General features: G+C 47.3%; 17 protein-coding genes. 7 read left to right on the forward strand and 10 right to left on the reverse strand.

Features of this window, described 5'->3' with window-relative positions; all coding sequences use genetic code 11:
* Together QT974_RS13640 and QT974_RS13645 are read right to left on the reverse strand one after the other, a co-directional pair.
* Positions 1–565 (reverse strand): tetratricopeptide repeat protein (locus tag QT974_RS13640; RefSeq protein WP_333469011.1); only part of this gene is annotated, 565 nt, incomplete at its 3' end.
* 115 nt (positions 566–680) lie between these two features.
* Complete coding sequence (locus tag QT974_RS13645; protein ID WP_333469012.1) at positions 681–1058, reverse strand: hypothetical protein; 378 nt, start codon at positions 1056–1058, stop codon at positions 681–683.
* A gap of 197 nt (positions 1059–1255) precedes the next feature.
* On the opposite strand from QT974_RS13645, the gene QT974_RS13650 reads away from it, so the two are divergent.
* The 3 genes from QT974_RS13650 (at position 1256) to QT974_RS13660 (ending at position 3330) form a co-directional block, all read left to right on the forward strand.
* Positions 1256–1777 (forward strand): WD40 repeat domain-containing protein, encoded by a 522-nt coding sequence (locus tag QT974_RS13650; RefSeq protein WP_333469013.1) that lies wholly within the window; start codon positions 1256–1258, stop codon positions 1775–1777.
* Positions 1778–1783: 6 nt separating this feature from the next.
* Entirely contained in the window at positions 1784–2506 is a 723-nt protein-coding gene (locus tag QT974_RS13655; protein WP_333469014.1) for a WD40 repeat domain-containing protein, read from the forward strand.
* A 77-nt stretch (positions 2507–2583) separates the two neighbouring features.
* Complete coding sequence (locus tag QT974_RS13660) at positions 2584–3330, forward strand: metallophosphoesterase (RefSeq protein WP_333469015.1); 747 nt, start codon at positions 2584–2586, stop codon at positions 3328–3330.
* Between the two features lie 147 nt (positions 3331–3477).
* Here QT974_RS13660 and QT974_RS13665 read toward each other — a convergent pair whose 3' ends face one another.
* Positions 3478–4413, reverse strand: a complete 936-nt coding sequence (locus QT974_RS13665) for an isoaspartyl peptidase/L-asparaginase (RefSeq protein WP_333469016.1) — start codon at positions 4411–4413, stop codon at positions 3478–3480.
* A gap of 64 nt (positions 4414–4477) precedes the next feature.
* Positions 4478–4633, reverse strand: coding sequence for a DUF2256 domain-containing protein (locus QT974_RS13670; protein WP_265237541.1), 156 nt, complete (start codon positions 4631–4633; stop codon positions 4478–4480).
* A 234-nt stretch (positions 4634–4867) separates the two neighbouring features.
* Here QT974_RS13670 and QT974_RS13675 point away from each other — a divergent pair, with 234 nt between their 5' ends.
* From QT974_RS13675 to QT974_RS13685, 3 genes are all read left to right on the forward strand, one after another.
* On the forward strand, positions 4868–5773 hold the full coding sequence (locus QT974_RS13675) for an RNA methyltransferase (RefSeq protein WP_333469017.1): 906 nt from the start codon (positions 4868–4870) through the stop codon (positions 5771–5773).
* Positions 5774–6026: 253 nt separating this feature from the next.
* Entirely contained in the window at positions 6027–7601 is a 1575-nt protein-coding gene (locus tag QT974_RS13680; RefSeq protein ID WP_333469018.1) for a serine hydrolase, read from the forward strand.
* A 186-nt stretch (positions 7602–7787) separates the two neighbouring features.
* Complete coding sequence (locus QT974_RS13685; RefSeq protein WP_333469019.1) at positions 7788–8195, forward strand: hypothetical protein; 408 nt, start codon at positions 7788–7790, stop codon at positions 8193–8195.
* A gap of 314 nt (positions 8196–8509) precedes the next feature.
* On the opposite strand, the gene QT974_RS13690 is transcribed toward QT974_RS13685, so the two are convergent.
* Entirely contained in the window at positions 8510–9127 is a 618-nt protein-coding gene (locus QT974_RS13690; protein ID WP_333469020.1) for a flavin reductase family protein, read from the reverse strand.
* 546 nt (positions 9128–9673) lie between these two features.
* Here QT974_RS13690 and QT974_RS13695 point away from each other — a divergent pair.
* The gene (locus QT974_RS13695; RefSeq protein WP_333469021.1) at positions 9674–11335 is read left to right on the forward strand and encodes a vanadium-dependent haloperoxidase; all 1662 of its coding nucleotides are present in this window, start codon (positions 9674–9676) and stop codon (positions 11333–11335) included.
* Between the two features lie 296 nt (positions 11336–11631).
* Here the strand turns inward: QT974_RS13695 and QT974_RS13700 are convergent, their stop codons facing one another.
* From QT974_RS13700 to QT974_RS13720, 5 genes are all read right to left on the reverse strand, one after another.
* Positions 11632–12651: a D-alanine--D-alanine ligase family protein gene (locus tag QT974_RS13700; protein WP_333469022.1), complete on the reverse strand. Its 1020-nt coding sequence runs from the start codon at positions 12649–12651 to the stop codon at positions 11632–11634.
* 2 nt (positions 12652–12653) lie between these two features.
* Entirely contained in the window at positions 12654–14048 is a 1395-nt protein-coding gene (locus tag QT974_RS13705) for an ATP-grasp domain-containing protein (protein WP_333469023.1), read from the reverse strand.
* Between the two features lie 253 nt (positions 14049–14301).
* A complete protein-coding gene (locus QT974_RS13710) occupies positions 14302–15120 on the reverse strand; it encodes an O-methyltransferase (protein WP_333469024.1) in 819 nt (272 codons plus the stop codon).
* Complete coding sequence (locus QT974_RS13715) at positions 15117–16400, reverse strand: sedoheptulose 7-phosphate cyclase (RefSeq protein WP_333469025.1); 1284 nt, start codon at positions 16398–16400, stop codon at positions 15117–15119. The genes QT974_RS13710 and QT974_RS13715 overlap by 4 nt, the downstream gene beginning before the upstream one ends.
* A 272-nt stretch (positions 16401–16672) precedes the next feature.
* A partial coding sequence (locus QT974_RS13720) for a BamA/TamA family outer membrane protein (RefSeq protein ID WP_333469026.1) occupies positions 16673–18382 on the reverse strand: 1710 nt, incomplete at its 5' end.

The following is an 18382-nucleotide window of genomic DNA, read 5'->3' on the forward strand; positions in this document are numbered from 1 at the left end:
CATTGCCCGGGCGTACCTGCAAAGCTCTGTTAAAATTGATTAAAGCTGTTTGATATTCTCCCTGTCCGTAGTAGACATAACCGAGCTTCATTAATTGCTTAAAGTCACCTTGTTGACCGCCAACGGTACCAAAGCTAGGCTCAGAAATAGGTGCTGGCGAAGGTTTAGGGGATGACTCAGAACTAGGAGATTGCTCTGGAGTTGGTGATGAAGAAATACTGAAATCTGAAGGAAAAGAAGAGGGCGATTGCTCGCTAGCTCCTTGGTTTACGGTTATGGTTCCCGACTGAGCCAATTTTGCAAACTCTGCGCCATAACTTACCACAGTAATAATGCCTCCTAATAAAAACATTGGCCATGCAGCTAGTTGAATCAAAAGTGTTTTTCTGATTTTATGATTGCTCCATTTTTTAATGTAAAAAATTAAGGAAGCAAATGGAATAAACCAGTAAAGTAATCCCCAAACTACTTCTTCTTGAAAAGCTTGAATTAATCCCCATATATAGCCAACAGTAGCTAAAAGAAAACCCAGACCAAAAAATAAGGCGATCGCAATTTCAGACATTTTCTATTTCTCCTTTTGATGTATAGTTGTTTTCCAAATCGATTGCTTCAAGTAAGTCAGATGGTTGAGCAGCAACAAGCACAGAATTAGGCTCGGCGCTAGGTGCTGCGGAAACTTAAGGAGATGGTTTGGGTTTGGGAGCAGGCGATAGCTTAGGTGATGGAGAAGTGTTGAAATCCGAAGGAAAAGCAGAGGGCGATTGCTCGTTAAAACTCCGATCTACATTAGGTGAGGGTGCGGGTGCAAAAATTGCTGTAGTAATCCCTCCTAATAAAAACATGAACCATCCAGCACATTGAATTAAAAAGGTTTTTCTGATTTTGAGGTTGCTCCATTTTTTTGCATAAAAAACGAATCCAGCCGATGGGACAACCAGGTAAAGCACACCCCAAACAACGTCCTCTTGGAAAGCTTGAACCAATCCCCATATAGAACCAACAATACTTAAAAGAAAACCCAGACCAAAAAATAAGCCGATCGCAATTCCAGACATTTTCTATTTCTCCGCTTGATGTATAGTTGTTTGGCAAACTGTCAAGGTTAGGATTAAAAGGCATTTTTAACCGAAAGCTCTTTTGGCTGTTTGCTGTGTTAAAAATAGATTAGTGGTGAAAGCAGTCCGATCGCGCACAGCGAATGTTAGGATTTTGGTTAGGATTTTGACTAGGAACTCGATCGCGATTGCCACAAATGACACCCTCAAACCTCGATCGACCCGAAGAACCTTTTACACGGGCTACCTACGACTGGGACATCGAAAAGCTTTACAGCGACTTAGCCAATGCCAAACTAGAATTCGCGCCCCACACCCGAAGAGGGCTGACACCCGTGGAAAAAAGGCACTTGTGCGGCTTGCTGTGCGGTTACAGCCCCGCTGAGATGGCGGTACTTTTGAACAAACAAATCAAGGGTGTAGAGGTTGACTTATCCAAAACCTTGTACCGATACATAGAAATATTGACAAATCGCCCCCGAAATGCACTCAAAAATTGGAGAGACGCGATCGACTGGCTGGTAATAGCCGGGTATAAAAAACAACCGAAAACCTCATCCGGCGCAGTCTTAAAAACCACTCTCCACCATTCAGACAGCATTCTCTCGGCTGCGATCAGTCCCGACGGACAATTACTAGCAACCGGTTCCCACGACAGTACAGTGAAAGTTTGGAGTTTGCACAGCGGGGAACTGCTGCGGACTATTTGCGGACATTAAACCGCCGTGTTGCTAGTTGCTTTCAGCCCCGCTAGCAAAACGCTGCTGACGCGATCGCGCGCGGGTACAGTCAAACTGTGGAACCTGCAAAACGGGGAACAGATGAAACGTTTAGCAGACGTACACCGCCACGAATCTGTGGCTGTAAGTCCCGACTGGCAAATTTTGGCGATCGGCACCACCTGCGGCACTGTCAAGCTGCAACACCTCAACAGCGGCCAACTGCTGCAAGTTTTGAAAGGCTATCAAGGAGATGACATAAGTGCGATCGCCCTGAGTCCCAACGGCAAAATGTTAATAGCTAGCGGGCTGAATGCAGCCAGCGGTTTCTGTCGCGCTACCGTCACTTTGTGGGAACTACCGGGGGGAGAAGTGCGGCGAACATTTGGTAGCGAAAATTATGTCGCAATTACTCCAGACAGCCAAACTCTTGTCAGTCACGGCAACAAAACGATCGCCCTGTGGGATTTGGAAACAGGCGAATTATTGCATTCGGTGCAAACTGGAATTCGCATCACTTCCGCCGCCGCCATTAGCCCCGACGGGAAATATTTTGCTGTGGGCTGTTTTGACGGTACTGTTAGGCTTTGGAATTTGCGCGGCGAATTGCTGCACGCTTTGGAGGGACATTCTGGCCCGGTGTCGGCGGTGGCGATCGGACAATTGGGCGAAACTCTGGTTAGCGGTAGCGATAATGGTACAGTTAAACTTTGGCAGTTGCGAATTTAATAAATTACTGATTAAATATCAGAGCAAGGTGCGTTCATCAGCACGATACGAATTGCAAACAAAGTTCCCATCCAGTCATGAAAATTCAAATTTTAAGCGACATTCATATTGAATTTCAACCTTTTGATATTACAGAAACAGATTCGGATGTTATCATATTAGCCGGAGACATCCATGTTGGAGATAAAGGAGTTATTTGGGTTCTTAATAATATCCAACATAAACCAGTTATTTATGTTTTGGGCAATCACGAATATTACGGAAATGCGTATCCTAAACTTATAACTAAACTTAAAGACATTTGCAAAGACACAAATATTCATTTGTTGGAAAATGATTTAGTCTCTATCAAAGATGTAGTCTTTTTTGGGTGTACTTTGTGGACGGATTACGAGCTTTTTGGTAATGCCAGTTACGCTGGCCTTGAAGCTAGCCAAAGAATGACCGATTATAAAAAAATACGCCTCAGCCCTAGCTACTCCAAATTCAAATCAATTCACACCACTATTATTCACAGAAAATCTCTTTGTTGGCTAACAAAAGCTTTAGAAGAGAATAAGTTGAGTAAAACTGTAATTATCACACACCACGCACCAAGTAAAAAATCGATACCTGCGGCAGATGAAAAAGATATCTTGAGTGCTGCCTATGCCTCAAATCTTGACGGTTTTGTGGCAAAATCTGGTGCTAAGCTATGGGTTCACGGTCACATACACAACCAACTCGATTATAAAATTGCTTCAACGCGAGTAATTTGTAATCCTCGCGGATATCCCGATGAACCAAATGATTGCTTCGATCCTGAATTAGTCATTGAAATTTAAAACTGCGCACAAAATCTATCGAAGCTATATTTACATCATACCCTGCAAAATAATCACATATTGTTTATTCTGTAGGACACAGCACTGCTGTGTCCTAATTTTGGTGGCTGTGTCCTGATTTTTGTAGCCGAAAATCAAACGTCTTTTCTAAGCAACAAAAACTAACGTTCCCTTGTTTGCTTCCAAAGTATCGCCCATTTCCGTACCGTTGTGAAAAGCACCGAGAATGATCTCGCTAGTTTTGCCGATCGCGATCGCACCATTAGCATCAATCCCGATCGCACCAAAATCTCGTTTGCGATCGTCAGCTTCCGCAAAAGAACGCTCAAAAGCAGCTTTCAAACTCAAACCATCCGTTACCCGAATCACAATTCGCGCCGCCAAACACTCATCCATGATGTGCTCGCCGATACCAGTACAGCTCACCGCCGCATTCCCAGTCGCGTAATTTCCCGCCGGCATTGCTGAGTCGCTAACCCGCCCGATGCGCTCAAAACCCTTGCCGCCAGTCGAAGTTCCCGCAGCCAAGCGTCCCTGAGTATCCAAAGCTACAACTCCGATGGTGCCAACACCCGCAGGTTCCGCGACCACATTAGCCATTGCTTTGTTAAAATTGCCTTGGCGTTCCTGCATCCACTCGTGCAAGCGCAAATCCGTCATCGGATCGTAAATCGGCAACTGAAGTTCTCGCAGCAATTCTGCCGCACCGTAATCTGAGAGTACGCGATCGTCCGAAGTCTGCAAAAATTGAGCAAGTTCGATCGGATTTTGAACGCGAGCCACATTAATCGTGCCGCTGAAACGCTGCGCCAAACCGTCCATCAGCGAAGCACTCATCCGAATTTGCCCGTCCGACTGTACCACAGAACCCGTACCCGCATTAAATCGCGGGTCATCTTCCAACAACCGACAGCCCTGCACTACTGCATCTACGGCACTTGCGCCATTTTTCAGCAGCGGATACACTGCCTCCAAAACATCGTAAAGCGACTTCCGCACCGCTTCAATTCCGCCCTTGCTTTGCAGACAACTACCGGCACCGCCGTGAATAACTAGCTTTGGTTGCACCTGTTGCGATGCCATACTTCTAACCGTGAAATTTTTCCTTTGCAATCTTAGCCTCAGTTTGGCAAATGGCAAGACATTCTTAATTTTCTGTGCTATTGCGGCGGCGGCGACAGCGATCCGAGCAGTATTTGACTTCATCCCAGCAGTCAGCCCATTTTTTGCGCCAAGTAAAAGGTCGATCGCACACCGGACACATCTTAGTCGGTAAATCGGACTTCAATCGTTGCTTTGCCATGCTAATTTTGACAGTAGTAGATTAACTATAGCCTTTCTAAATTAGGTGAGGTAATGGGGAATCGGGAATCGGGAATCGGCTTGCGCAGGGCATCGGGCATCGGGCATCGGGAATGGTTACTTGTTAGTGATTTTTCTAATAGTCAATTACCAATTACCAATGCCCTGCGCAAGCCTATGACCAATGCCCTATGACCAATGCCCTGCGCAAGCCAATGCCCAATTACAAAATTAAATGATCGCAACGGCATCAGCCAACATCCGAATCGTCTTAGTCGAACCCGCAGGGCCCTTAAATGTGGGCTCTGTGGCCCGCGTGATGAAAAATATGGGTTTGCACCAATTAATTTTGGTGAATCCCCAGTGCGATTATTTAGGGGAAGAAGCCCGGTTGATGGCTGTGCGCGCCGCCTCAATACTAGAAACGGCGACAGTAGTTGAGAGTTTGCCGGCTGCTTTGGTAGGATGTGTCAGGGCGATCGCAACTACAGGAGATGATGGTCGATCGCACCCCATGCCGCTAGAAGCACCCGCAGATGCTTTACCTTGGTTGCTAGAAGCCCCCAGCGCTCTAATTTTTGGTCGAGAAGATTGTGGATTGACTAACGCCGAATTAAACCGCGCCCAGCGCTTGATTCGGATTAAGAGCAGCGATGCTTACACTTCCTTAAATCTCGCCCAAGCTGTAGCTATTTGCTGCTATGAGTTGTATCGGGAAGAAGGTTCGGCAACGGATTTTTTAGGGGATGTAACGGATGTCACGGATGTCACGGATGTCACGTATGTCACCCGGAAAACGAAAAAGTCCGAGGGAATATTTTCCCAATCTCCCACTCTCCCCCTCTCCCAATCTCCCTCTCTCCCCAACAGTGCTCCGTTGGAAAATTTGGAGGGATACTACCAGCAACTAGAAGGGCTGCTGCTGAAAATTGGATATTTGCAGCCGCACACAGCAGCAAGCCGGATGGAAAAATTTCGGCGTTTGTACAATCGTGCGTATCCCACGGTGGATGAAGTCGCCATGCTGCGGGGCGTAATTCGTCAAACAGAATGGGCAATAAAAAGTTATCCGCGATCGCCAGTTTCTGATACTCTGGATGGGGCGTTGCCGGAAAATCCGGGCGACATTCAGTCAGAGTAGTAGCAATTTGAGATTTTCAGATTGCCGATCGCAGATTGTTTAGAGATAAATTTGCTGATTTAATGGGTATTCTTGACATAAAGTGCGATCGTCATCCCCAACCCGCACTTTCGACCCAGATTTCCGGTAACTTCCAAATCTCAAATCTCAAATCCATTGGCTGTTAAGCTAAAAAATCTTAAACTTGAAATTTACAGTGCAGAAGGAGTAAGACGTGGCAGAGCGGTTTCCCAAACGATCGATATTATCGGTTATGTCCTCGATAGCCTCTGCCAACTCCAGCGCACAGCCGCCTCAATCCGGCACAGCAAGCGAGTCTGGCAAATCCAGCCGTCGCCGCCCTCCCCAACCGCAAAACAGCAATTCTGAAATTCCCACATCAGAAACTGCGACTTTCGCACCGCAAACAACCCGCAGCAGAAGTAGAGCCAAATCTCCCGCACCTACCCCCGCAGAAGTGAGCGCGCAAGACTTTTTGTCCAATCCCCAATCAGCCATTAATCCCAGAAAACCCAAAACCGCTAAAACCACCAAAATTGGCGAGGCCAAGAGCCGCAAACCTCGCAAAAAAGGCCTCGCTGCTGTGGATATGTTCGAGTTTCCCGAACCGAATTCCCCTGTCAGCAATCCCCCTAGCAATCCCATTGGCGAGCCCGAAACGAATACTGCCCCCCCACCCCGCAAAAGTCGAGCCAGCGCCCTAGCAGAAAGCATTCCAGACCCGATAACGCCTCCAAATGTCAAAAAAGCCCCGGTGCCGAAACCGCGCCCCCAAGGAAGCCAGAGACCGGGCAAACGTTCTGCGGCTCGGAACGTGCCGCCGTTGGTATACGCTACTCGGTTGCTGATTTTGGGAGTTGGGATGGCGGTGATTTGCGGTACGCTGCTGTCAGTGGTGAATGCTGTGAGTCGATCGAGTGTAGCGACACAAGAAACGCCCGCAGAGAAAAACCCAGCCGACAGCGCAGTTGCAGCCCCAGCGGCGCCAGAAGCCCTGCAATTGAATCAAGAATTAGCAGCTTTAAAAACGCAAGTTCAGGTGATAGCAACAGAAAATCCAACTTTAACAGCAGGAATATTTGTAGTTGATTTAGATACAGGAAGCTACCTAAATTTTAACGGCGATGCTGCTTTTGCTTCGGCGAGCACGATTAAAGTACCGATTTTAGTAGCTTTTTTCCAAGCAGTAGATGAAGGCAAAATCCAGTTAGATCAGATGCTGACGCTGAAACCAGAACATATTGTCGGCGGTTCTGGGGATATGCAAGACGATGCACCGGGTCAGAAATATTCGGCTTTGGAAGTTGCGAAAAAGATGATTGTTGTCAGCGACAATACGGCGACAAATATGATGGTTGAGTTGTTGGGAGGTGCTGAGGTTTTGAACCAGCATTTTATCAACTGGGGTTTGAGGGGGACGGTGCTGCGCAATAAGTTGCCGGATTTGGAGGGAACGAATACTACCAGCCCCAAGGATTTGATCAATATTATAGCTCAAGTCGATCGCGGAAATTTGGTTTCTGTCAAATCGCGCGATCGAATTTTGCAAATCATGCGCCAAACCAAAAACGATACTTTGCTACCGAGAGGCTTGGGCGAAGGAGCAGTGATTGCTCACAAAACTGGCAACATTAATACAATGCTAGCCGATGCGGGGATGGTAGATTTGCCCAACGGCAAGCGTTATTTAGTCGCAGTGATGGTGAAGCATCCGCCGGAAACCGAGAAACCCGCTCAAACATTGATTCGGGATATTTCTAAGATGAGTTACCGATATTTGAACGACGGCGAAACACCCGCCGAGTCCAAAGTTAAAATCAAAAATTAATTAATTAATTCACCCTAAAATAGGTTCGATCGTTCGGACTTCAGTCCTCGGATTTGGATGCGGACTGAAGTCCGAACGATCGAACCAATAAAAACCTCTAACTTCGAGGCTATTCAGACAATTTTTAACTCTTCCGGGTATGTTAGCACAAGTCCCGTAAAGTTTACAAACTATAAATGAGTTTGTATGATGAAACTAACCGCCCGAATTGCTTGTTTGCTAGCACTCTCAACCTTAGCCGTGGGAGTCTCCCCCGCCTTTAGCAATCCCCTTCGCTCTTCTCAAAGTGAATTCACAGATATTACAGTTACTTCCAATAACATCGAACTGAATCGAGCCAAAAACTTAGCCCGTCAAGCAGCAGAAAATGCTAACGGAGGCTTGGGACAATATCGAGCCGAAGCATCGATGCACGGTGCTTCCGCCGAATCGCCTTTTGTAGAAAATGGCGACGGTACTTGGACATTTACCTTTCAAGGTTACAAGCCCGGTTCCTCTGTCTATACAGTAGAGACGGTTGTGACTGTTTCCCAAGATGGAAGGATTAAAGTCGATTACAACGGGCGCATCCGCAACTCGTTGAATTTCCGGTAAAGTCAGCGCCCTGTCTGCTGGAGTCGCAGACAGGGCGGTGCTAGGGGTTAACTGAGCCGCGACCGGCTACCAGCTATCAAAGTACGATCGCACCTTGGGTGCAAGCTATCACAAAAATTGACCTCATCAACAAAAAGGTAGAGGGAATGTTCGGTTTATTTAAATATGCTAAAAACCATCACCTCAACTACTTAAGGCAATCACAAATACAGCGTTCGATCAAATCGTTAACCTTGAAACAAGCTGGCTACAAATTTTTAGCGCCACACCAACCCGCTTTTTTCTTTCACTCCGCTACGGCAATTTCATGCCAATTATTGAGATATGTTGGGAAGTTCGGTATCATCTTTCTGCAACTGCTCGTAGGTCAGGCGCGGCAGATCGAAGCGATCTGTGGTACGGCAATAATAAGACCCAGAGCCTAGTCTGCCGATCGCATCGAAGCCGAGGATATGCAGGCGATCGCCCAGCAGGCGATCGTCAATATGAAACATCACAACTTCCCCAATAAATAGCGTGTAAATTCCTAACGGTTGTTGACTGTGAAGCACGCATTCCAAACTGGCTCTGGCTTCAGCTACGCGAGGAACCTTAACCCGCTGCGATGGCGCCGAATGCAAACCAGCCGCTGCGAGTTCGCTTTCTGCTTTCGGGAAGTTTGCCGCAGAAATATTCATTGCAGCTAACAAATCTTCTGTGACCAAATTTACCAAAAACTCACTACTTGAACTGATATTTTTTCCTGTATCCTTCAGGGTGCCATCATCTTTATTTCCGATACTTACGATTAGGTATAAGGGGTCAGAACCCACGACGTTAAAAAAGCTAAAAGGTGCGAGATTGATTACCCAAGCGATCGGACGGGGAACCACAAGATTTGTCAACAGCTTGTAGTTATCTTGAGGAGTGTTGGAGTTCGGATCGATGTCCATGGTCAATAATCAGCTTTGTCTAGTACAAAAATTATAGCTCCCCCAACTTGTCGGCTAGATCCAAGGCTTCGTCCGAGCCTCTCAACATTTTCAGGGCGATCGCCGCCACTGGCCAAAACGCACTGCATTTTTAAGATATATGTCCGCAGCGCGATCGCACAGCAATCTAGGATATCTATTTGTCACTCTCGTTTTACCTCCCGTACAGTCCGCTCGCAACTCTATAGGATGCTGGTGTCCTTACTGAATAACTGTTTTAGGGAATATAAAAGTAGGTAAAAAACTTTTTTTGGTGTTTGTTAATTTATGTTATGTATATTTTTTACCTACTTTTAAATAAATAGGAAAAGTCAAGTTTTGTAAAGCAAGTTATGTGCAGTCACTCAGTAATAGTGAATCTTTAACAGATTTATCAAGATTCAACAAAGCAATGAATGAATAGGTAAGTTTTTATAAAGATTGAGATAAGAACTGGTAGAATGGCTACATAGTCGGATAACTTGGTAAAACCCGAAAAAGCTTTAAACTTTAAAGAAGGTGACCTCGATGAATCTGGAAGCTCTAAATATACTAACTGCTGAAAATTTACTTCCCTCCCAGGGGGATTTAGGAGCTAAATTTAGCAAGATCGATTTACCCAAAACTATTGACATGGGCGATCGCGCTAAAGTTAATGTAACCCTGACAAATCAAGGCTCCACACCCATCACAGGCCCCGTCACCGTCAAACTCTACGCTTCTACAGACGACGCGATCGATCGCGCCTCCGACGGCAAATTAGTCAACGATTGCTTGCTTACCTCCACCGTCCAACAAGTCAACTTGCAACCGGGACAATCCACAAAAGTTAAATTGAACTATGCCAACAATACCTCCGTTGGAGCTCCTGGGGCTTGCAATCTAATTGCCGAAATCGCTCAAAATAACGGCACCAAACAAATCTCGCAACTAATTTCTGCACCCGGAAGCGATGTAGTCATCGACTGGAACGCCACCGCTTTAAATGCGATCCAAGCTGAAGGGAAAGCGGGGCGCGGCGTGCCGCCTACTCTAGGATCGCGGTTGCTGGCGATTACCTCGCTCTCGGTTTACGATACAGTCAATGCGTTCGATCGCACGCACAACTCCTACGCTGTCAACACGCCCGCCCCTGTCGGCGCATCTCAAGAAGCAGCAGCCGCAGGCGCAGCCCACAAAGCGTTAGTGACGCTGCTACCAAATCAAAAAGCATTATTCGATCGACAACTCGCCCTATCCTTAGCAGAAATCAACGACACGCCACAAGCAGAAGCCGCTGGCGTCGCCTTTGGGAACTTCGTAGCCGACACCATCCTCGCCTCGCGCGCTAACGACGGTTCCAGCAACAACGCCCCTTATGTTCCCCCAGCCGGCGATTACGTTTGGCGGCCGAAAACAGAAGGCCCCAACAAAGGCGCGGTACTCGGCGCCAACTGGGGGAAAGTTAAGCCCTTTGCAATTCCCAACACCGCAGCATTTGCGCCAAACGGCTTAGATGGCGTACCCGGAACCGATCGCTTCGTGCAAGACTTAGAAGAAGTTCGACAGTTTGGCGGCAAAAACAGTACCGCAAACACCACCGTAACCCGGACTCCCGACCAAACCGAAATCGCTATTTTCTGGGCGGACGATCGCCCCGACACTTTCCGACCCTACGGACAATTAAACCAAATTGCCGAAGAAGTCGCCATGCGCGAGGAAACATCCATCTCCGAAAATGCCCGCTTGTTTGCTGAGTTGAACGTCGCTTTAGCCGATGCTGCGATCGTGGCCTGGGATGCCAAATACAACGGAAAAGTAATTCAACCGCGCCCTGATGACGTGATTACCGGCGGGTTTGCAGCTAAAAATGGTATTTCAGGAACCGTAACCGATCCGGAATGGGAACCCCTTCTCAATCCCACGCCCCCATTCCCAGATTACATTTCTGGACATTCGACTTTTGGCGGTGCATTTGCGGGAGTGATGACGAACTTTTTTGGTGAAAACTACTCGTTTACGGCAGTTTCCCAAGAAATGCCCGGTGTAACGCGCACTTACAACAGTTTTTACGATGCTGCTTACGATGATGCGATCGGTCGGGTTTACGGCGGCATTCACGTGCGCGAGGCGACGGTTGATGATGCGCTACCAACTGGTTTGGCGGTGGGTAATTTTGTTGCCCAAAACCTGTTTAAGACTGTGGTTTAACTGATACATATAGCGGTTATATTAATTCCGGTAGCATCGGGAATTAATGTTACCTACAATCAGGAAACAGCAGGGGTACATCTCAATGAATGCAAATATATTCGTAGGGGCGAAGCATTTCGGCAGTAAATCTCTGGTTCTCACTAATAAATTATCTGCCGAAATGCGAGAGCCCTTGCAAAATAGAAATGCACCCCACGGCAATGCCCTGTCCCTACAATTAATCGTGCTAGGGAAACTGCACTGTCGTCTCCTCTATATCGTTCCGGTACAACCGGAATTAATGTTACCAACTGTCAAAGTGCGTTATTTAACATTGTTTGAAACAGCGTATCCAAAGAAATCCCCGATGTTTTCGCCATCGCCGAAATCACGCTTGTTTTAGCAAAAGAGCAATACAGTCCTGCTTCCAAAAACCAAGGTTTACCGCTGGGATCGATGCGGAAATCAAAGAGACTGTAATGCTGACAGCCCAAGGCTACATGACATTTTTTAGCAGCCTCCCAAACCCTCTCTGTAATTGGATCGCTTGGATCGACTATCCATGATTTGTGATTATCCTTAGCAACCATCGTCAAGTCACCAGTTTCATCTCGTTTGAGCTTATCTTCATAACTCCGAATCGGCCGTTCATCCTTGTCCATCAGATACTCTTCTAGCGGTAAGCACACAAGCTGACCATCCTGAACAATAATGCCACATCTGACTTCTCTGCCGAGTTCAATAAATGATTCTACCAATACCCGATCTGAATAACCAAATGCTGTCTTCAAAGCAGAGTTATAATCAGAGGGATTTTTCACCAAGACTACCCCCAAAGAATTATCTGCATCCACAGGCTTGAGCACTGCGGGAGTAGCAATTGTGGGAGTATCTCCCGCACACAGCAATTCTCCTTTCGGTACGCTTACACCTGCTGCCGCCACCACCGCTTTTGCTTTCGCTTTGTTAGCAGTCAGCGCCATCACATCGGAAGTGTTACCGACGTAGGGAATGTTCAACAAATCAAACAAACCTCGATAGTATGTCATGCCCGGAAGGCAAAACATTTGTGGTAACATTACATCAATCTTGAGTTCTGTCAAAACCTGCACTGCTTCAGCCAAGGACAAGGGGTTGGCTAGGGCGAGATCCTCGCGACTCAGAGATTTCGGAAACCGCCACTGGCGATCGGGCGAAACGCAAGCAATATGAAATTCGTAAAGTGCTGCATTGGCGGTGAATTCCAGACAATTTTCGGCATAAAGCCGCGATAAATCGCAGTAAAAATCATCAACCGCAGACCCCACCAAATGCAAAACACGCAATACCGACATAATTAATCTCCCGCCAATTCGACAAGCTTACCGATATTAAAATCAATCCGAATCCAGCCTTTTAACTGCCGCAAATTTCCCAGCAACAACAACGGTATTTGCCAGTGATGAACCATCAAAAATGGGAGTGGATCGAACCATTCAAAAATCGCATCTTTGCCGCTACCAATGATTTGCAACCTGCGCCAAGTCTCAACCGGAGACCACAAATGCGTCACCAATCGCCAAATTTCATGGTAAATCCAATAGGTTGGGCGACTAGATTTCAACGGTTGAATTACCTCAGACAAAGGCTCAGTTTCTAAATAAGCTTTTGCGACATCGGGATGGTTGTAGAACATGGTGATCGCTGAATGAGTGCGAGGGTTGCACTCGATCGCATAAATGCGTCCATCATCATTGGCTTGAATGAAATCAAAGGAAACTTGCCCAGTTAAATTCAAACCACCCACAAACTGTCTCACCCACGCTTCGATTTCTGGATGCTCCACCATTTCATAATTAATCTGAAATGCTGACGACTTGCAACAACAATGCAGCCGCAGTTCCCCATCGCGGACTGTGCTGTGGGTGCAGTATTCTTGTCCGGGAATAAACGCTTGCATAATCCAAGGATTGCTTTGAGATATGGGCAAATCTTTGACAAATGCCGCTGTTTCTGCTGGTGTATTGCACGGTAGTTTAGTTAGGTCTAATCGGCGCACCGAGTCGTAGGGAATACTCTTAATAATGTATTTGCGCTCTTGCACAGAAAAATCAAAGTCTACTACCTGCTGCGGCCCTGTGATGCAGTAGGACTCAGGTACAGAAAGACCTAATGATTTTGCGACCGCGGAAAACTGAGATTTATCATCTAATTTCTGAACCATTTCTGGATCGACGTGCATGATTTCGCAATGAGGCGAAAGTGCTTTTTTAGCTAAAGCATCGTAATAACTGGCAACTGGACTACAAACGGGTACGTAAACATCTACCCTTTCTTTTTGCACAATTTCTAAGAGTGCATTAATGTAGTCTGGAGATTGAGGATTCGGTACTGTATAAAACTTGTCCACTGCCCAAGAAAATCGATGCCCGGTTAACCAGTATTTGTGTGCTTCTACCAATATTACCCGATGACCAGCCCGATCGAACGATCGCGCTAACTGCAAGGCCTTGGTCATCTTCCCACCGCTGACTAGAATTGTTTTGGGATTGGCGGCGACTGTCCTAGACTGAAACGGTTTAACTAAAATTGCCGCCAGCAGGGCGATCGTCGTTACAGCGACATTCAGCGGCAGCACTAACAGCAGCAGACTGAGAGTTGCGACTGTTTTTACTGAATTTTGCAGCCACCCGTTACCTGCGATTATTTGACGCTGAGGCCCCGTCCCTGCGATCGATATTTTTTGCGTCATCCTTTCTTGATCACCCCGAATAAAATTGGTTTGTAGTGAGGACTTTAGTCCTCTTAATTACCTAGGCTCATTGCATAAATTTTCGATCGATCCCGAAACCGCAGATTTAAGGCAGATCGACACAGATCGACGCAGATAGTTTCAAAAATTGAGAGCGAGTAAGAGTGTTTGTAGTGAGGACTTTAGTCCGCATTCATGAAGGACTGAAGTCCTCACTACAAACCTATTTGATTGCTCGGTGTAGGAATGTCACCTAAACTCGGCGAATCAGCGTGAGTCCATCTCTCACAGGAAGCAGCACCTGCTCGATCCGAGGATCGTCTACAACTGCTTGGTTGAATTTGGCGATCGCGCGGCCGTTAGCAGTAGCCTCACCTGATAGATAAGGCTGCCCCTGCATCAAGGTATTGTCTACACAAATCAAAGCATTAGGTGCTAGCAGATTGGTGTCTAGCAACAGGTTCAAATAGTCTACATATCCAGCCTTGTCGGCATCAATAAAGACCAAATCGAACACCTGACTTTTGTCGGCGGCTAACTGTTTGAGAGTCAACAGCGCTGGAGCAACCTTGACCGAAATTTTGTGGCCGTGGGGAGACTCTTTAAAACATTGCTGAGCAAACTCGGCAACATAGGCATCTACCTCACAAGCAACTACTTCGCCATCATCGGGTAGCGCTTCGGCCATAGCCAGGGCAGAGTAGCCGGTAAACATACCGATTTCTAAGACTCGCTTCGCCCGAGTTAAATGCACAAAAAATTTGAGAGTTTGACCTTCGAGATGCCCGGAGAGCATTTCTTGCTCTAACTGTTGTACAGTCTCACTGTCGGAAAACCGCTTGCTCCAATTTTCTGCTTGGGTGCGCTTAACCAAGGCTGCCAAGGCCGGAGACTCCGGTGTTGTACAGCTATTGATGTAAGGATCTAACCCACTTGCTAACTCACAGGCTTGTCGCAATTGTGACTTGAGATTTGCATCAACGCTATCTAACGCTTCTATTTGCTGTGTGAGATGTTCAAGTTGTGCCGCCAGGATGCCTAGCGGTGTCACAGCTCTAGGGGCTACTGTCACGCTTTTGCCCCTGCTGCGATCGGAGCGCTAGCCGTGTCTAACGACATATACATATCTTCACCATCTCCACCGCGAGCATAACCACGACAGATTTCTTTGTGGATTGCCAGGGTTTCATCCAACTCAGCCCGGGTCAAATCGTTCATGAAAACACAACTGCCGATCGGCTTGGGAACTGCTGCCCGCACCAAACCATCGCGTGTGCGACTGATAGATTCTGTGGCTTTCCACAACAATTCAGAGGTGAGATAGGGGCTATCAATTGCCAAACCGATGCGGCTCATTAATCCTAGAATGCGATCGCGATCGAGGATCGAAATATAGCCTCGGTGCTGAGCAATAGTCGCCGAGAATGCCATATCAATGTTCACACTATGACCGTGGAACATCGGAATCTCCGGCGTTAGTTCCAGGGTAGGACTCCAGGTATGACCGTATGCAATTACGCGATCGAGATCGAGCTCGTGCAAGTTAGGCACTTCCAGCCCCAACATAGTGTTAATCGCATCATAAGTAACCTTATGAGCCACCTCGCGGAGTTCAGCAGTCCCGTTCAAGTAGCCAAAGTGAGTATGCAAAAGCGCTTCGCCGTGCTTTTCTAACAGCTCAAAAATTTCGCTGTTGGCCACGACAGCAATCTTGATCAACTCTGCCATCCCGTTACGCACCTGATCCACAGGCAGCGTTTTCAAGAAGGAGAAGTCTAAAATCACCTTTCCAGAAGCGTGATAAGCACCCAATCGATTCTTTAACTTACCGTGGTTGACAGCGACTTTGATCGCAACACTCGCATCAATCAACCCAATCAGCGTCGTGGGGACTCGAATATAGTTAGTGCGGCGGCGGTAGGTGGAACAGGCAAAGCCAGCCACATCTGTAGTTAAACCACCGCCAACGACCAAAACAGGCTCTTTGCGCACCAGCCCAAAGTCTGCAAACGCATCAACGATCCGCTCAAAAGTCCGTAGCGTTTTATCAGTCTCTTTGATTGTTACGGGAAAGACTGTTAAGTCAATCTCGTGATGCTGGAAATAAGCGTGCATCTGCTGGCCGTACAAACCGTAGACTGTCTTGTCTACGACCATTAAACAGCGCCCGAAGTGACGGTAGCTCTCTGCAATTTCAGAGTTCTCAAGTCCAAAGGCTCCATCCACGTATAGCAAGCTGAAGTCAATCTTTTCATATCCCTCGACATGAAAGGCTTTCTCGGTAGCCCTAAAAGTTGCTTGGACGTTACCCATGAGATGTTCCTGATATCTTGACATTACATAACTTAACATTATTTTTAATTTCGATCGCGAGAATCCAATTCTTCAGCCAGTTTTTATTTGTAATTCTACTGATGGCCCAGATCCCGTTTTTTTACCACGGCAAACTAAAAATCTCATGTCAAGATCCAAGTCCTAGGTGACGCCAAAATAACTTTTGAGAACAGCTATATAGTCAGCAACTATACAGCAGATTCCAGGTCGATCGAGTACCGCCCGAACTCCAAATTAGTTTCTTGGTATTTCACTTACCTAATGAGTGCTATATGTTACACAACGTTTGTTTAAAATCGCTGCTTTGTACCGAGTATAAACTTGATGTCGCCGTCGTCGCTAACACCCACATCTAAGCGAATTAATCCCAAGGACGATCGCACCCTGACACCCAAACCAACACCAGCGCCAGTCCCAGGTTTATTCCTCACCGAAGCCGGCTTTCCCAACACGCTGTTACCCGTCCCCAAATCCGACGCAAAATCAATAAACAGCACGCCGCCTACATCCTGCCCCACCGGAAACCGATACTCGCCGTTCGCCAAAAAATAACTCCGCCCGCTACCAATTTCCCCGCCGTCGTAACCCCGCACAGAATTGCGGCCGCCGAGTCGAAACGCTTCCGTTGGTGGCAAATCTCCGATTACAGTGCCACCTTGCAAGTTAAAAGCCAGCATTTCCGGCAAAGTTTCCGACTCGCTGATACCCAGCAAAGTTGCTGGTACGTAATGTATATAATTTGCCAACAAACGGTTGCTCACAATGTTACCGCGCCCGAGAGGTATCGACTGCTCGGTGCTGAGGCGCAGAATCGAGCCGCTGGTTGGGTTGAAGGGATTGTTTCGCCGATCGCGCACTGCGCCAAAAGAAACAGTATATAACTCGTCAACGCCCGCACCGCTGAATGTGAGAGGATTGCCCAGTTCGTCGCGGCGGGCAATATTTAAGTTGCGATCGCGCGTGCTGATATTGGTATAATTGAGTCCCAAAGTTCCGCGCCAATCGCCCAAAGGTCGCGTAACAGCGAGATTTCCCCCCATCCGAATTTCCCGAACTCGATCGCCATTGGGCAAATTAATATCTTTGTTGAAAATTTCCGAAATTCTGCGATCGCCAAAAGCTCTCACACTGTATCCCAAACGGTCATCGGCGGCAACGTAAGGGCTGACAAACTGGACATCGTACTCGATACCTCGGAGACTCGGCGCAATTTCCAGCGACAGCCGCTGCGGGTTTGTCCCAAAAGTGCGATCGACATAGGAAAGAGGAACAGCAACACCAACATCATCACTCAGAGTAACACTCGCCCCAACAGAACGAGCCGATCGCTCTTCGACATTGTAAATTACATTAATATCCGTCCCCGCTGCTTCAGTAGAAACCGTCACCTTGTCAAACAATCCCAACTGCTGCAACTGTTGTAAGTCTAGTCGTACAACTTCCGGGCTGTAATTATCCCCCGCCTTGAGTTTGAGCTCGCCTCGGATAAAATCTTCCGAAACTCTGCCTTTAATCGGATTCCCCTTTCGATCGACAGCTTCGCCTTTGGAATTGACAAAGCGAATTTTTACCTCGGCGACATAAACGCCCTCAGGATTTGGCACTTGACTGATTTGTGCAGTACCGCCTAGCTGTTGCGCGTTGCGGTTGACTGCTTCGGGGATTTCGGCTTTCGTGGCGATCGTCCCGGGAGTTGGTAACACAGATGTAAAATCTTTATGGCGATCTGACTTAACAGAGGGCGCTTCCCTACCCGATAGCTGCGCCGCACCTGCGAGCTCATCGGATTTCGGTAAATCCTCCGCAGTTAGACTCACCTCATCCGATTGGTGACTATTTAAGACTGGAACCGATAACAAATGTCGCTGGTTGTCCAGTCTCGATCCCCCTAAATCCCCCTGAATTCGGGGGACTTTGAGAATATCTGTTGTCCCCCCCCCATTGAGGGAGACTTGGAGAATATCTCTTGTCCCCCCCTTATTAAGGGGGGTTAGGGGGGA

It is taken from the genome of Microcoleus sp. BM001215392 (assembly GCF_036700185.1).
Lineage (GTDB): Bacteria > Cyanobacteriota > Cyanobacteriia > Cyanobacteriales > Microcoleaceae > Microcoleus.

Coding starts and splice junctions, on each gene's coding strand:
- QT974_RS13680 (WP_333469018.1), top strand. CDS start 6,027: ATGTCCTCGATAGCCTCTGCCAACTCCAGCGCACAGCCGCCTCAATCC.
- QT974_RS13660 (WP_333469015.1), top strand. CDS start 2,584: ATGAAAATTCAAATTTTAAGCGACATTCATATTGAATTTCAACCTTTT.
- QT974_RS13690 (WP_333469020.1), bottom strand. CDS start 9,127: ATGGACATCGATCCGAACTCCAACACTCCTCAAGATAACTACAAGCTG.
- QT974_RS13715 (WP_333469025.1), bottom strand. CDS start 16,400: ATGTTAAGTTATGTAATGTCAAGATATCAGGAACATCTCATGGGTAAC.
- QT974_RS13685 (WP_333469019.1), top strand. CDS start 7,788: ATGATGAAACTAACCGCCCGAATTGCTTGTTTGCTAGCACTCTCAACC.
- QT974_RS13650 (WP_333469013.1), top strand. CDS start 1,256: ATGACACCCTCAAACCTCGATCGACCCGAAGAACCTTTTACACGGGCT.
- QT974_RS13705 (WP_333469023.1), bottom strand. CDS start 14,048: ATGACGCAAAAAATATCGATCGCAGGGACGGGGCCTCAGCGTCAAATA.
- QT974_RS13645 (WP_333469012.1), bottom strand. CDS start 1,058: ATGTCTGGAATTGCGATCGGCTTATTTTTTGGTCTGGGTTTTCTTTTA.
- QT974_RS13700 (WP_333469022.1), bottom strand. CDS start 12,651: ATGTCGGTATTGCGTGTTTTGCATTTGGTGGGGTCTGCGGTTGATGAT.
- QT974_RS13670 (WP_265237541.1), bottom strand. CDS start 4,633: ATGGCAAAGCAACGATTGAAGTCCGATTTACCGACTAAGATGTGTCCG.
- QT974_RS13665 (WP_333469016.1), bottom strand. CDS start 4,413: ATGGCATCGCAACAGGTGCAACCAAAGCTAGTTATTCACGGCGGTGCC.
- QT974_RS13695 (WP_333469021.1), top strand. CDS start 9,674: ATGAATCTGGAAGCTCTAAATATACTAACTGCTGAAAATTTACTTCCC.
- QT974_RS13675 (WP_333469017.1), top strand. CDS start 4,868: ATGATCGCAACGGCATCAGCCAACATCCGAATCGTCTTAGTCGAACCC.